We start from the raw sequence: 246 nt of genomic DNA on the forward strand, positions 1-246 counted from the left end.
CTAATACCTGGCACGCGAGAGCTGAACACCCTCATTGGTGCGGTCTTAACTTGTATGGTGTTGACGGTGTAGTGTGGCGGACACCCGATAGTGTCCAAAATCAAGCCGCCTTTGCGCGTACCGCAAACGCTTCAGGCGAAGCGGCTTATCCGCAAATTCGCATGGTTTGCTTGATGGAGTTAAGCAGCCATTTGTTGGTCAACAGCGCCTTTGATTCGGTTGCCGAAAATGAAATGAACTTAGCAT

Annotated in this window: 1 pseudogene; it reads left to right on the forward strand. The window is 50.4% G+C overall.

Annotated features, from left to right (window positions below):
- Positions 1-246 (forward strand): annotated as a pseudogene (locus MO387_RS21060) (IS4 family transposase); the annotation flags it as partial.

This window comes from Shewanella sp. N2AIL, from assembly GCF_022690845.1.
In the GTDB taxonomy this organism is placed as follows: domain Bacteria; phylum Pseudomonadota; class Gammaproteobacteria; order Enterobacterales; family Shewanellaceae; genus Shewanella; species Shewanella baltica.